This window comes from Bacillus cereus group sp. Bce019 (assembly GCF_051781745.1).
GTDB lineage: Bacteria > Bacillota > Bacilli > Bacillales > Bacillaceae_G > Bacillus_A > Bacillus_A cereus.
The window spans coordinates 1-13,115 of sequence record NZ_JBPWJX010000017.1 but is presented as its reverse complement, the minus strand read 5'-3'; the positions used below and the strand labels follow the sequence as shown (position 1 = coordinate 13,115).

The following is a 13,115-nucleotide window of genomic DNA, read 5'->3' as shown; positions in this document are numbered from 1 at the left end:
CAACTCATCCCCATTGTAATCAAAATTTTCTTCTTCCACTATGACATATGTCATAACAATACACAATTTCAGCATGATACAGTCATTACAAATATGAAATATAAAGGGGATATTACATTGTATAACTTTCTTTCTGTCTTTATTGGTGTGCTCATCGCCGTTATGCTTCCATTGAATGGAATTTTATCCGAGTTAATTGGGAAGTATACAGCAAGCGTCGTCATTCACCTTGTCGGTTTAATTGCAGTTATTTTCGTTTTAATCTTAAACAAACATAAAATTCATTTCGATAAAGGTATTCCGCTTTTTTTATATAGCGCTGGAGCGATTGGAGTATTTACTGTTCTTTTTAATAATATAAGTTTCTCCGTCCTTGGTGCCTCTATTACGATCGCATTAAGTTTACTCGGCCAATCCATTGCTTCCATCATTATTGATCATTTCGGCTTATTAGGAATGAAAATTGCAAAGTTTGAAAAGAAAAAACTAGTTGGATTAGCATTCATCTCTTCTGGGATTATTATCATGACAATTTATTAATGGGGGTAAAAATATGTTATATATTACGATCGCTATTTTAGCTGGTGTTTCTATCGTCGTTGCTAGAATTATTAACGCGAATTTAGCAAAGGAAATTGGAAACTGGGAAGGCACGTTTTTTAATTATATTACTGGATTATTTTTCTCTATGTTATTTTTAATTTTCAGTTCAGATTCATTGTATATCCCTATTCATAAGTTGCAACCTATTCCTATCGCCGTGTACTTAGGCGGATTAGTAGGCGTTATCGTTATTTCATTATCCAACTATATTACTCCTAAAATATCAGCCTTTTATTTAACATTACTCATCTTTATCGGACAATTATTTGCGGGGACTATTATTGATTTCTTCCTGACAAATGAACTCTCAATCGGGAAAGTTATCGGTGGCATTTTCGTATTAATTGGGCTCACTTACAATTTACTCATAGATCGCCCGATAAAAACTGTGAAGCATAACCAAGTTCAACTATAATACTTTACGCTTACCTATCATATATTAATAGAAAAGCTCTTCACACGAAGTAATAGAGAGGAGAAAATCCTATTAAAAAAATTATTTTATTGCTAGGTAGCGTATTAATTATTTCTGGAATTGTATGGTTTGTAAACTCGGGAAAATCTATTCAAGATCTCTATACTGCAAACAAACCGAAAAAGAAAGCTACTATTATTTCAAGCTCGCGAGATCCAAATCAGCCTCCTGTTTTTTTAGGTAAACAGGAAATAAAAGATATACATGTCGAATCAATTAAAACAAAAAAGGATATCTTTCTCACAAGAACAGATGAATTAAAAACATTTATTAACAGTATGAATACCGCAAAAAAAGGAAAATTAACATTGGATGAAGAAGGATCAGATTTAATAGATTGTGATATGTGGATTACTTTCGAGGATGGGACTTATAAAAAATATTTCATATGGGTAGTTGATCATCACAGCAGCGAAGTGATGATTGCTCAGCAAGATACTCCTGATGATGTAAACCTTACGTACTATCAGTTAAACGAAGATAGTTCAAAAAAAGTTTATAATTTATTTAAAAAAATTATTTAAACGAAAAAGTCATGAGCACGCGAACTCATGACTTTTTGCACTATATATACTCCGGGAACACTCTACAACCCTTTTCCTGCTCTATATCATGACCAAAGAAAACAATTGTTTTCTCTTTCGCCACAACTTCTTTTAAACGTTTAATTGAAGATAAAGCTAATTCTGGATCAAATCCTGCGAACGGCACTTCATCTTCAAAATTCTCTTTCGTATACGATGCATCAATCGTTAATAAAACTGAACCGGATTGCTCCGTCTCAATGAATAGCGACTGATGGCCTGGAGAATGACCTGGCGTATACAATAATTGAACACCTGGTACCACTTCATAATCCCCTTCAATAATTTTGTAGTTCAAATGCGGTAATATACATTCTTTCATATATTCTTCTCTATGAAGTGCTGCCTCATATTCCGTTCGCTGCACAATAATCGGTGTATTTGTAAAAGCACCGTTTCCTCCTGCATGATCAAAATGTAAGTGAGAACTAATAATATATAAAAGGTCGTCCGGCTCATACCCTACACGCTTTAATATATTCACGATTCTATCTTCTTCAGTCATTTTCGGTAAGATCTGTCCTTCAACAAATGTACCGTTAAAAAGCCCTTCATTATTAACTGCACTTTCTGGCATACCTGTGTCTACTAAAATAGGACCTTCTTCCGTCTCCAAAAGATAACACCACACCGGCAAGTTTAATAGTTTTCCCGGTGTTAACGTACTGTTAACAGACGAATGGTCCAACATGCAACGACCTGCTGGGATGAAATAAAGTTTCTTTACTGTCATTATGTATCCACCTTTACATTTAGTTTTGGATAAAGTAATACAGTAAAAAATTCTTCTTTTTAGAAATAAACTCCTTCTAGACTATCAGTACAGCTTGCATAAAAAAGAGGGTATTTTTTTACATAGCAGTATTTCACCATCTATAATTTAGAAGTAAATATAAGAAAAGGCTGTTCCAGATGAACAGCCTTTTCTTTATTTACTTGAAATCTCTTTATTATTTTGAACGTCTAACGGAGTTCGCTTCCCTATTCTAAAGGCATAGAAACTAATTGTAACGATAGCTAAGAAAATAATACCTACAACTAGTGAAATACGAGTATCATTGTTAAACCACATACCGATTAATACCATAATTAAAAAGGCAATCGTTAAATAGTTTGTAACAGGAGCAAATGGCATTTTGAACGGATGATCTTTCATCTCTGCTCCCTTTTCTTTTCTAAAATTAATTTGACTAATTAAAATGACAAACCATGGTACCATACCAGGAAGTACACTCGCGCTGTATACATATACGAATAAGTTTTTCGGTGCGATGTAACTTAAAACAACACCAACCGCCAGACCGATAATTACGCCAACTGTACCGAATAAAGGCACACCATTTCCAGAAAGTTTCGTGAAGTATTTCGGTGCTTGTCCATTTACCCCTAACGTATAAAGCATACGTCCAGCACTATAAATACCACTATTACAACCAGACATTGCCGCTGTAATGACAACGAAGTTAATAAGTCCAGCTGCTGCCGTAATACCAACTTTCGCAAAAGTCGCTACGAACGGACTACCAATTGTACTTAATTGATCCCACGGATACACAGTTACAATAACGAAAATAGCACCAATGTAGAAAATTAAAATACGCCAAATTGTACTTTGAATCGCTTTTGTAAGTGTCTTCTTCGGATCCTTCGCTTCACCAGCAGTAATACCGATTAATTCCACACCTTGGTATGCACCAACTACAAGTGATAAAGCAAAGAAGAATCCTGAGAAACCACCTGTAAAGAAACCGCCATTTGACCAAAGATTAGATACGCCAATCGCTTCTCCGCCGTTACCAATCCCGAAGAAAATAAGTCCAAATCCCGCAATAATCATTAATAGAATCGTAACGATTTTAATCATCGCAAACCAAAATTCAAATTCACCAAATGACTTAACAGAAATTAAGTTAGCTGCACCAAGAATAACCATTGCAATTATACCTGGTATCCAAGCTGGTAAATCTGGGAACCAATATTGCATATACGCTCCAACTGCGATAATTTCTGACATCCCAACGATAACCCACTGGAACCAGTTACTCCACGCTGTCATATAACCAGCTAGTGGATGAATATACTTATGACCGAATGTCGCAAATGAGCCTGTACTTGGCTCCATATACAACATTTCTCCCATGGCACGCATGATGAAGAAGATGAAAATACCTGCAATTGCATAAGCAAGCATTACTGACGGACCTGTCCATTTAATCGTGCTGGCTGAACCCATAAACAAACCAACACCAATTGTTCCGCCTAAAGCAATCATTTGAATATGACGTGCCTCTAAACCTCTTTTCAATTCTTTGTTTGCCACTTCACTTCCCCCTCTTAGATGATTCATAGCCGCATTTTAACACAAGATGCTTTCCCCTAATTCCTTTCGGCCCTGAAAATGATGAAGCAAACGTCATTTTACACTAGCTTTAAAGCTATCCTAAAATCGTTTTGTGCTCCTAATAAAATTCTCAAAACCTTTCATCTTCCAATATTCTATAAATCTTAAAATTACTTACCTTATATTAATTCATTAATCTGAAAAATTCAATTATTTTTTCAATAAATTATTATATATAAGTCTAATTAATTTTTAACTAAATTAACAATAAAATACATCTATTCAATATGATTCCGGCATGTATATTATTACAATATAAATAACAGAGGAGAGCATTTCTTCCTCGGTTTCATATGTCAAATACTTCAACCTTTATAGTTGATAACGTAATTTCCCACACATTCGATTTATATACCAATGAGAAATTTAATATATTAATAAACTACTAACTTCTTTACCCCAGCCAAAATATAAAAGAGTCTCATTAAAAAATGAGACTCTTTTACAATTTCATATTTAAATCGATTTCGAAGTTTGCTTACCAAAGATAAATACCCTAGTAAACACTGCCATTATAACTACAATAACTAGAAAATAAAGTGGCATCACCAGTAACGAGCCCGTATGCAATTGACTCATTCCCCAAATTGTCATCGTTACAATTACATAGTATCCTAAGCTAAACAACGCTCCAGCTGTACCAATGACATCTTGAAAATCTACTAACGCTAAACTTAAACAATTAGGTAATGCTACTCCAATTCCTAATAGCAATATAAACATCGCTATTAAAAATACAACCATATATATTACATTCGGATTTGATCCCACAAACGTAATAACAGATAAAAGGATAGCTCCTCCTGTCATTACGAGACAACCGATATATATAATTTTCTCTGGTTTATAAGTAGCAAGTAAACGTTTCGAAACTTTCGCTCCAACAATAGAAGCAGATGCTACAACAATTCCTAGAAATCCATACATACTAGGCAATAATTGAAAGTATTCAATAAAGATAAACGGCGCTTCTGCATAATAGCTAAATAAAACACCATTCGCTCCTCCAATTAATAGACCGTATGTTACTACTTTCGGATTTGTAATCAACCGTTTTAAAACAGAAAACACATTTATTTGATTCGTCACTGCATCCGTTTTTGTTTCTGGAAGAGAAACAAATGTATACAGCAAAATTCCGACACTCATAACTACTAAACTTAAAAATACTATTTTAAAACCAAACATTTGATCAAGAAAGCCCCCAATTAACGGTCCTATCGCTGGTGTAAAAGCAATGACTGCCGAGATTTGAGCAAACATAACATGCCGCTTATGCCCTTCTACACTTTCCCGAAGAATCGTTTGTGTAACCACGGATCCTGCACTTGCTCCAAACGCTTGAATAAAACGACTTATCAATAAAACTTCAATGGAACTTGCAATATAGCATAAGAAACTCCCAGCGCCATATATGACAATTCCAAGTAACATCGCTCGGCGACGACCAATTATATCTGATAACCACCCAATAAAAAATACACCTAACGCAAATCCAGCAAAATACACACTAAGTGTTAATTGCACCTCATTATTACTTACATGTAACGCCTTTGAAATGTCCGGTAAAGACGGTGTGTAAATCGTTTCACTAATTTGCGGAAATGCGACAAGAATAATCATTAACAAAAGTGATGGTACTGAGACTTTTTTCATTTTTCATACCCTCCTATAACTTTGAAAATCTCAGAAATAAAAAGACTTTCCTTAGCTACGGAACAGGAGGGGCCATTATAGAAATCCGGTCATAAAACAACAAAGAAAACACCTCAATTACGTATGTTAATACTTATAGGAGGGTAATATTAACATTGATTTTTAAATATACTTTTTCAATTATATTACATATTGCGTTTCTTTTACTAGTGCTCGGCCTTGGAGGATTGTTAAAAAGATAACTTGATGCAGCCACCTTTTTATGGAATAATTAGAAATAGTTTGAATTCGCAAGTTTAATTATTAAACGATAGACTAGCATATTTTAATGTCACAAGCTTACAAACAGGAGGACTTTCGTAATGATTGAAATTTTAAGGACAGTAGTAAACTTTCTAATTTCTCTATTCTCAGGAGAATTACCAATTGTATATTATGTATGGATTATTAGCCTATTCCTAATTCAAATAACCCAATCTACTCTAAACTATAAACTCTTTAACAAGAAAGACAATTTGAGCACTTATATATTGGAAGGATTACTTGCTTTTATTATTTTATTATTTGGAGGAATATTAGTATCTAAGTTACTTGCTTACATAATAGACGACCCTACTATTAGTATGACGAATTTAACACATTATTTTGTTTCTCTTATCATATTAACTATATTTGTCATAATAACCTGTGTTAAAGACCTTATAGAGACATCTATAAAGAATAAAAATATATCTCTTTTGAGCTTTTTAGTAATTTCCTTAATAACAAGTATACTTTCATTCAAGTTTTTATTACCTTTAATTGAAGGTTCTTTTTCTCTTTCTAAATCTTTTATAACTACTCTAATCATTCTAGTAACTGTATCCATTCCTCTATTAATTTCTTTAGAGGAAAAATATGCAGATGAAAAGGGAACGGAAAATTTATAGCTTCTCATTTACATAAAAGAAAGAGGGAGCTCCCCTCTTTCTTTTAAATCGTTCTATTTCACAAGACTAAATCATTCCTTTTAATATCAATCCTAAAACTGACATTATTATTGCACTAATAATAATTCGCAAAATCCAAGTTGTGTTTGTACTTATTTTTTCTAATTGCTTATTGATTGTTGCTATGTCTTTCTCATTAATAGTGGTACGCGTTTCTAAATTTCGAATATCTCTCATAATTTCTTTTTGCTCCGCCTTGAGACTGTCAATTTTAGCGTAAACATCTTCCATATATTCACACCCTCTGTTCATCTTAATAGAAAAATCTATATATATTATGAGACAACCTTCTTACCTGTGAATACCTTCCGTATATCCGTGTACCAAATTATTTGTGCAATCTAATTGAATTACTCACATGTTTCCATTCTCCTATTTATAAATTAGCGTTAAGATAGATTAAAATTTTAAAAGGAATCCCTTGTTTATTTAACAACAAACAAGGTGCAATCCAACATACGGGAGCACCTACGATAATTTCTATTGTTTTCATATTGACACCTCAATATAATCAATATGATTTTCTGAAGAATCCACTTTTTTAGCTGCTTAATGTATACTAATATGAATACGAAATAGCTGTATTGATAAACTCTCTAGAACAATAAATATACTGGCTGAAACGGATCTATATCCGATATTTTTTCCAGTAACATGAATGGTTATTTCTGATAAATGCGTTTGTATATCATTGTTTTCAAAAATTTCATCCTCAACTTTTACAATATCTGCTTCACAATCTACTTCTTTAAAAGTTTTCAATAATTTTGTTTCCAATAAACTACAATCAAAGCTCTCATCTTTTATTACGGCAAATTTAACCTTCATATCGATTTCCCCATTTTTAACAATCTAAAATCACTAAATCAATATAAATATATATTATTCTATTAAATAATTCAAAATATATGTTTCTTATTAACCATTACTAAATTCCAGTTCTAAGGCTTTATATAAAAAAGAAAACAAATAAAGTGAAACTTTAATCAGCCCTCACCAATCGGGCTTTTACAAGATTTTAAAAAAACTCTTTCAATTGCTAAATTAATTAATATATAATCCACCGGTGCTCAGTAGTTCGAAAATTTTTTTATTTTTAATTCATAGATTCTGAGAACTTTTTGCTTTAATATTAATAAGCCACTTCTTAAATTCTGTAATATTGGAAATAACTATATAGTGAAACAAATTAACTATTAGGAGTGCTATTGATGTTTGATATACTTCGTCTCTTAATTATTTTTCTCATTGCTATCTTTTTATTTTTCTCCATACTAATGGAGTTTAAAAAACCTCAAAAAAGTGTATTTTGGTTTTCAATTGAAGTCTTATCTCTTCTAGGGATTATAATGCTTTTTAAAGATTTTTTATCAAAAATATAACTTAGTCCACGAATAATGACGTGTTTCAATACAATATCTTTATCTTTTGAACGATCTTATTTCTTCTGAAAAAGTCTTGTCTTTATCCTATTTCTTAACAAGGGCTCTACCTTAAGTTGTCTTTTCTTTATAAAAAATAGCCCGCCTATTTCTGTAGGCGGACTATATCTTTATTACACCATACAAAAGTATACTCTCTTCTCCACTCTAACTTTATGTAATGATACAGATTCTAAATAAATTATTATCTTTTCTATATTCTTATTATTGATTTTTTGTTCATAAATTCGTAACACATATACATGAGTTATCATGCTAAAATTAGTTTATTCAAAAGAAATTATTCTTAATGAACCGATAATTTTTAATACCCTGTTTTAAAGCCTCGCCCCCCTGCGAGGCTTTTTCCTGTTTAACTAGAGTAATGGTTATCAACAGTTACTCTGCTAAGGATCCTACTTTTAGCTATTCAGCATCAGCACACGTAAAATTCTTTCCCCCGTCATTTGATTTACAAACTGTATTTATCGATTTTTCGGTTATTTTTTCACTGTCATTAGAAACTTGATCTAAATCCATTCGATATACTTGTTCCGGATTCTCCTTTGAATTCCCTTCAATATGAATTTTCCGATCGAACATCTCAGCCGTGAAGCTGCTAGATGTATTTATCATTTTCACTCCATTATTTTCACCTACATAGCGTTCAACTACTTTTTCGGCTTCTTTAAGTTGTTGAGATGTAGGATACGGTATAGATTCCGCTAAAATAACTACACCTACTAAATATGTAATATACAAACCACCTACAATCAAGATAACTTTCTTTACTGTTTTATTAATCATGCTCTAACTCCCTTTTCTCATTTTGCTATTAAAATATATAATTTTCCTAATTTCTATCAATTCCTTTTTAGTACGTAACATTCGTTTTACATTTTATAAAAAGCACCTCTCTTACTAATTTTCAATTTGATAATATCATGATATTTATCGTTTTTCAATAAATAATTATTATTTAACATTTTATTTTTGCTGTTTTCAGTTCTGATTCAATCTAAAAACAACCGACTTATTTAATTCCATTACATCATCAGCAAGTTTGAAAATTTGTTAATTAATAAAATAAAAAAGCAACTATATGTAGTCTCTCTCGTTCTATCTATATAGATTGGTAGTTTAACTTCAGCACTCACTCTATTCGAGAATACTTTACTGAATATTCAATCCAATGATAAAATTGACCTAATTAATATTTTCTTCCTTCACTGTATAAAAAATTACAATAAAAAAATAGCACTCTCACGATTAAGTAAACGCGAGCTTTTTCTTCTATCTACTTACTATTTAAGGTTAATAATTTAGTAACAAGATTTAAAAATTCGACTTAAATTCATTGATGAATGGAGAGGTTTATATGAAATTAAAAGACAAAGTAGCAATCATAACTGGTGGTGCAAGTGGAATTGGCGAATCTACTGTTCGTCTTTTTATCGAAGAAGGTGCAAAAGTAGTTATTGCTGACTTTTCTGAACGTGGAAAAGAACTATCAGATGAATTGAATGCACATGGATATAATACGTTATTTATTAAAACCGATGTAACAAAAGAGGCAGATATTAAACAGCTAATTCATGAGACAGTAAGTACATATGGTAAATTAGATATTATGTATGCCAATGCCGGCGTTGCTGATGATGCTCCGGCAAACGAATTATCCTATGAAAAGTGGAAAAGAACTATTGATATTAATTTGTCTGGGGTATTCCTTTCTGATAAATATTCGATTGAACAATTTCTTAAACAAGGTACAGGTGGTGTCATCGTTAACGCTGGTTCGATTCATAGTTTTGTTTCATTACCTACACCAACAGCATACTCCTCTGCAAAAGGTGGTGTGAAACTATTAACTCAAAATTTATGTACTGCCTACGCTAAATATGGAATACGTATTAACGCGGTGTGCCCTGGTTATATTGACACCCCTTTACTAGGTAGTGTTAATCCTCAACAGAAAGAATATTTAGCTTCACTTCATCCACAAGGCAGACTTGGAACACCAGAAGAAGTCGCTAAAGCTGTCTTATTTTTAGCAAGTGATGATGCTAGTTTTGTTAACGGTACAACACTTCTTGTTGATGGAGGCTATACTGCACGTTAATTTTAAAATTTTGAAGCACCCTAAAAAATATATAGTCTTCAACAAGAAAAAGCGCCATCACAAGTGACGGCGCTTTTTCTATGTAAGAGCAACTAGAAGATATCCTTCTAGCCTACTCCCATTTATAAGTCCAAAACTGTTCAAGTTGCAGCCATTTTAATGTTGCTGCATCTTTGTTTTTTATTTTTGCATGCGTATCTTCCAGCATTGCTTCTGTTTGTGAACGGTGCGCACCTAGTGCAGTTAATTTATGATCAAATACTTCACTAATGTTATTTACAACATCCGGTTCTCCTAATACTGCCTCACGATTTTTCGTAATCGCAACAGCATGAATAACTGGGCGCTCTTCTTTTGGCATACGTGATACAGCGCGAACGACAGCGCGGCCAAATGCATTATGATCTGGATGTACACCGTGCTCTGGATAAAATGTAATAATTCGAGATGGATTTACTTCTTGAATGATTGCTTCAATTTTGTCAGCAACGAAATCAACATCTTCAAATTCTAACGTTTTATCATGGAAGCCAAGCATTCTTAAATCTTTAATACCCATCGCTTCACAAGCATCTTTCAATTCTTTCTTACGGATATGTGGAATCGTTTCACGGTTAGCGAATACGTTCTTACCCATGTTACGTCCCATTTGTCCTAGAGTACCACATGCATATGTTACAGGTACTCCTTGATCTGTTAATAAGCGAATTGTTCCTCCCGCAGCATATGCTTCATCATCTGGATGCGGAAATACAACAAGTACATGTCTCTCCATAAGTTTCCCTCCTTCTTACTTAAATGGTGTTAAGCTTAACTCAAGTGCAACTGCTAGACGACCTAAATTATCATGTCCAGCTAATAATAAACGCTCTTGATCGTCTACTTCCCAGTGCGTAATACCTTCAGCATATACCCAACCGTGATCCATTTTCAGACCAACTCGGTATGGATTTGTTCCAGTTATCTTCCCGCGTTCAAAACGGATAATCGCATTTCGAATGAAAGCACCAACTGTCATCATCTTTTCATTTATGTGTGATGCATACGCTCCGTTTGTCGTTTCTAAATGAATATATACATCTTTATTTACAAAACGTTCAATTTCATTTTGAATAAGAGAACTATCTTTTACTATTTCCATCGGAATTCACCTCTTTAAACCATTTTACGCAAAAATAATGCAAATTGCTATCTCTATATTAGAGGACAACGCTCACTTTTCCTAATAATTTGCACTGTGTTTTTTATATTTTTTATATGATATGTAAAAAATACATTTTTTCCTTCACTTTGTTAAATAGTTTTCTTTCTTTTTTGAATTTGCTACAATATATTTTATCCCGTATTACTGCAGCGAGATACATTTCGAAAATTGATTACATAATTTAAAGAAGGTGACATGATTGGAACAGTCAGCACATGAAGTAGCAAATTGGCAATATTATTTTGCAATTGCCGTATTTTTAATCACGTACGGATTTATTATTTCTGAGAAATTGAATCGTGCTGTAATCGCACTATTCGGTGCTGCTATTATGATTATTTTTGGAGTTGTAGATTTACATACTGCTTTCACATCACATATTCAATGGGAAACGATTACCCTTTTAATTGGGATGATGATTCTCGTACATATTACGAGTCAATCAGGCGTCTTTGAATTTGTGGCCATTAAAGCGGCAAAAGCAGCTGGCGGAAAACCGATTCGCATTTTATTATTACTATCCCTATTAACTGCTGTCGGATCAGCATTTTTGGACAATGTAACGACTGTTTTATTAATCGTTCCTGTTACATTATCCATTACACGTATTTTAAAAGTAAATCCTGTGCCTTATTTGATTTCAGAAGTGCTGTTTTCAAATATAGGCGGAACAGCAACATTAATCGGTGATCCACCTAATATTATGATTGGATCAGCAAACAAGCATTTAGACTTTAACGCCTTTTTACTTAACTTAGCTCCAATCGTAATTATTATTTCTATTGTGACACTTGGCATTATTTACTTCATGTACCGTAACAAACTAAAAACAACACCTGAACAAATCGAAAAACTAATGGCATTAAATGAAAAAGATTATATTAAGGATCAAAGCCTCCTTTTAAAATCTATTTCGATTTTAGGACTAACTATTTTAGGCTTCGTACTTCATTCGATTATTCATGTAGACGCTGCCGTTATAGCGATGACAGGCGCTACACTTCTTATGTTAATCGGCGTGAAAGAACATGATATTGAAGATGTATTTGCCCACGTTGAATGGGTAACCATTTTCTTCTTCGCCGGACTATTCGTTCTCGTTGGCGGGTTAATTGATATCGGACTTATCTCTTCACTTGCAAGAGAAGTAATCGATGTAACAAACGGTGACATCGGATTCGCAGCTATACTTATTTTATGGGTATCTGGCATCGCATCTGCGACAATCGACAACATCCCATTTGTCGCAACGATGATCCCTCTTATTCAAGACTTAGCTATAGGACTCGGACTATCTGTCGATTCTCCGCAAATCGAAGTACTATGGTGGGCGTTATCTCTTGGAGCTTGCTTAGGAGGAAACGGAACACTAATCGGAGCATCTGCAAACGTAGTCGTTGCTGGTATTGCAAAACGCGAAGGACATGGCTTCTCTTATATGGACTTCTTAAAAATCGGTTTACCATTAACTATTGTTGCACTTTTGTTATCACATGCTTATATATATTTACGTTATTTAATGTAAAAGTTGTATTGCATGAAATTATATCGTCAAATACAAAAGGTTTGCAGCATCCGTGCTGTGGTATTATCCCCTATAGGTAGACAGTAAAAAAAGAGTCCATCTGATATGATGGACTCAATACTGTTTTATCTGGAG

14 protein-coding genes are annotated in these 13,115 nt (G+C 33.3%); 6 read left to right on the top strand and 8 right to left on the bottom strand.

Annotation, left to right across the window (positions count from 1 at the left end):
- Positions 1–93 precede the first annotated feature (93 nt).
- From ACS2QP_RS20200 to ACS2QP_RS20190, 3 genes are all read left to right on the top strand, one after another.
- Complete coding sequence (locus ACS2QP_RS20200; protein WP_063536983.1) at positions 94–540, top strand: DMT family transporter; 447 nt, start codon at positions 94–96, stop codon at positions 538–540.
- A 13-nt stretch (positions 541–553) separates the two neighbouring features.
- Positions 554–1,018 (top strand): DMT family transporter, encoded by a 465-nt coding sequence (locus tag ACS2QP_RS20195; protein WP_153582381.1) that lies wholly within the window; start codon positions 554–556, stop codon positions 1,016–1,018.
- Between the two features lie 89 nt (positions 1,019–1,107).
- The gene (locus ACS2QP_RS20190) at positions 1,108–1,602 is read left to right on the top strand and encodes a hypothetical protein (RefSeq protein ID WP_326264419.1); all 495 of its coding nucleotides are present in this window, start codon (positions 1,108–1,110) and stop codon (positions 1,600–1,602) included.
- A 40-nt stretch (positions 1,603–1,642) separates the two neighbouring features.
- On the opposite strand, the gene aiiA is transcribed toward ACS2QP_RS20190, so the two are convergent.
- The 3 genes from aiiA to ACS2QP_RS20175 all read right to left on the bottom strand — a co-directional run bounded on the left by aiiA (position 1,643) and on the right by ACS2QP_RS20175 (position 5,719).
- Positions 1,643–2,395 carry a quorum-quenching N-acyl homoserine lactonase AiiA gene (aiiA, locus tag ACS2QP_RS20185; protein ID WP_332284470.1) on the bottom strand — a complete coding sequence of 251 codons (753 nt, stop codon included), beginning with the start codon at positions 2,393–2,395 and terminating at the stop codon, positions 1,643–1,645.
- A gap of 195 nt (positions 2,396–2,590) precedes the next feature.
- Entirely contained in the window at positions 2,591–3,982 is a 1,392-nt protein-coding gene (locus ACS2QP_RS20180; RefSeq protein ID WP_332284468.1) for an amino acid permease, read from the bottom strand.
- A gap of 537 nt (positions 3,983–4,519) precedes the next feature.
- Positions 4,520–5,719 carry a multidrug effflux MFS transporter gene (locus ACS2QP_RS20175; protein ID WP_438882767.1) on the bottom strand — a complete coding sequence of 400 codons (1,200 nt, stop codon included), beginning with the start codon at positions 5,717–5,719 and terminating at the stop codon, positions 4,520–4,522.
- A 362-nt stretch (positions 5,720–6,081) separates the two neighbouring features.
- Between ACS2QP_RS20175 and ACS2QP_RS20170 the strand changes: the two genes are divergently transcribed.
- Complete coding sequence (locus ACS2QP_RS20170; protein ID WP_438882766.1) at positions 6,082–6,648, top strand: DUF5823 family protein; 567 nt, start codon at positions 6,082–6,084, stop codon at positions 6,646–6,648.
- A gap of 66 nt (positions 6,649–6,714) precedes the next feature.
- Here ACS2QP_RS20170 and ACS2QP_RS20165 read toward each other — a convergent pair whose 3' ends face one another.
- From ACS2QP_RS20165 to ACS2QP_RS20155, 3 genes are all read right to left on the bottom strand, one after another.
- Positions 6,715–6,939: a hemolysin XhlA family protein gene (locus tag ACS2QP_RS20165; protein WP_000390462.1), complete on the bottom strand. Its 225-nt coding sequence runs from the start codon at positions 6,937–6,939 to the stop codon at positions 6,715–6,717.
- A gap of 318 nt (positions 6,940–7,257) precedes the next feature.
- The gene (locus ACS2QP_RS20160; RefSeq protein ID WP_063536990.1) at positions 7,258–7,536 is read right to left on the bottom strand and encodes a hypothetical protein; all 279 of its coding nucleotides are present in this window, start codon (positions 7,534–7,536) and stop codon (positions 7,258–7,260) included.
- 1,019 nt (positions 7,537–8,555) lie between these two features.
- The gene (locus ACS2QP_RS20155) at positions 8,556–8,936 is read right to left on the bottom strand and encodes a hypothetical protein (protein WP_088351483.1); all 381 of its coding nucleotides are present in this window, start codon (positions 8,934–8,936) and stop codon (positions 8,556–8,558) included.
- Between the two features lie 571 nt (positions 8,937–9,507).
- On the opposite strand from ACS2QP_RS20155, the gene ACS2QP_RS20150 reads away from it, so the two are divergent.
- Positions 9,508–10,251, top strand: coding sequence for an SDR family NAD(P)-dependent oxidoreductase (locus tag ACS2QP_RS20150; protein WP_000768018.1), 744 nt, complete (start codon positions 9,508–9,510; stop codon positions 10,249–10,251).
- 112 nt (positions 10,252–10,363) lie between these two features.
- Here ACS2QP_RS20150 and bshB2 read toward each other — a convergent pair whose 3' ends face one another.
- A complete protein-coding gene (bshB2, locus tag ACS2QP_RS20145) occupies positions 10,364–11,026 on the bottom strand; it encodes a bacillithiol biosynthesis deacetylase BshB2 (RefSeq protein ID WP_000439483.1) in 663 nt (220 codons plus the stop codon).
- Between the two features lie 15 nt (positions 11,027–11,041).
- Complete coding sequence (locus ACS2QP_RS20140) at positions 11,042–11,392, bottom strand: YojF family protein (RefSeq protein ID WP_000407045.1); 351 nt, start codon at positions 11,390–11,392, stop codon at positions 11,042–11,044.
- A gap of 262 nt (positions 11,393–11,654) precedes the next feature.
- On the opposite strand from ACS2QP_RS20140, the gene ACS2QP_RS20135 reads away from it, so the two are divergent.
- Positions 11,655–12,980 (top strand): ArsB/NhaD family transporter, encoded by a 1,326-nt coding sequence (locus tag ACS2QP_RS20135; RefSeq protein ID WP_063536992.1) that lies wholly within the window; start codon positions 11,655–11,657, stop codon positions 12,978–12,980.
- The last annotated feature ends 135 nt before the right edge of the window (positions 12,981–13,115 follow it).

Bases quoted from the DNA above. Each gene is read 5' to 3' on its own strand.
- ACS2QP_RS20170 (WP_438882766.1), top strand. From the start codon at position 6,082: ATGATTGAAATTTTAAGGACAGTAGTAAACTTTCTAATTTCTCTATTC.
- ACS2QP_RS20200 (WP_063536983.1), top strand. From the start codon at position 94: ATGAAATATAAAGGGGATATTACATTGTATAACTTTCTTTCTGTCTTT.
- ACS2QP_RS20195 (WP_153582381.1), top strand. From the start codon at position 554: ATGTTATATATTACGATCGCTATTTTAGCTGGTGTTTCTATCGTCGTT.
- ACS2QP_RS20175 (WP_438882767.1), bottom strand. From the start codon at position 5,719: ATGAAAAAAGTCTCAGTACCATCACTTTTGTTAATGATTATTCTTGTC.
- ACS2QP_RS20140 (WP_000407045.1), bottom strand. From the start codon at position 11,392: ATGGAAATAGTAAAAGATAGTTCTCTTATTCAAAATGAAATTGAACGT.
- aiiA (WP_332284470.1), bottom strand. From the start codon at position 2,395: ATGACAGTAAAGAAACTTTATTTCATCCCAGCAGGTCGTTGCATGTTG.
- ACS2QP_RS20165 (WP_000390462.1), bottom strand. From the start codon at position 6,939: ATGGAAGATGTTTACGCTAAAATTGACAGTCTCAAGGCGGAGCAAAAA.
- ACS2QP_RS20160 (WP_063536990.1), bottom strand. From the start codon at position 7,536: ATGAAGGTTAAATTTGCCGTAATAAAAGATGAGAGCTTTGATTGTAGT.
- ACS2QP_RS20155 (WP_088351483.1), bottom strand. From the start codon at position 8,936: ATGATTAATAAAACAGTAAAGAAAGTTATCTTGATTGTAGGTGGTTTG.
- ACS2QP_RS20150 (WP_000768018.1), top strand. From the start codon at position 9,508: ATGAAATTAAAAGACAAAGTAGCAATCATAACTGGTGGTGCAAGTGGA.
- bshB2 (WP_000439483.1), bottom strand. From the start codon at position 11,026: ATGGAGAGACATGTACTTGTTGTATTTCCGCATCCAGATGATGAAGCA.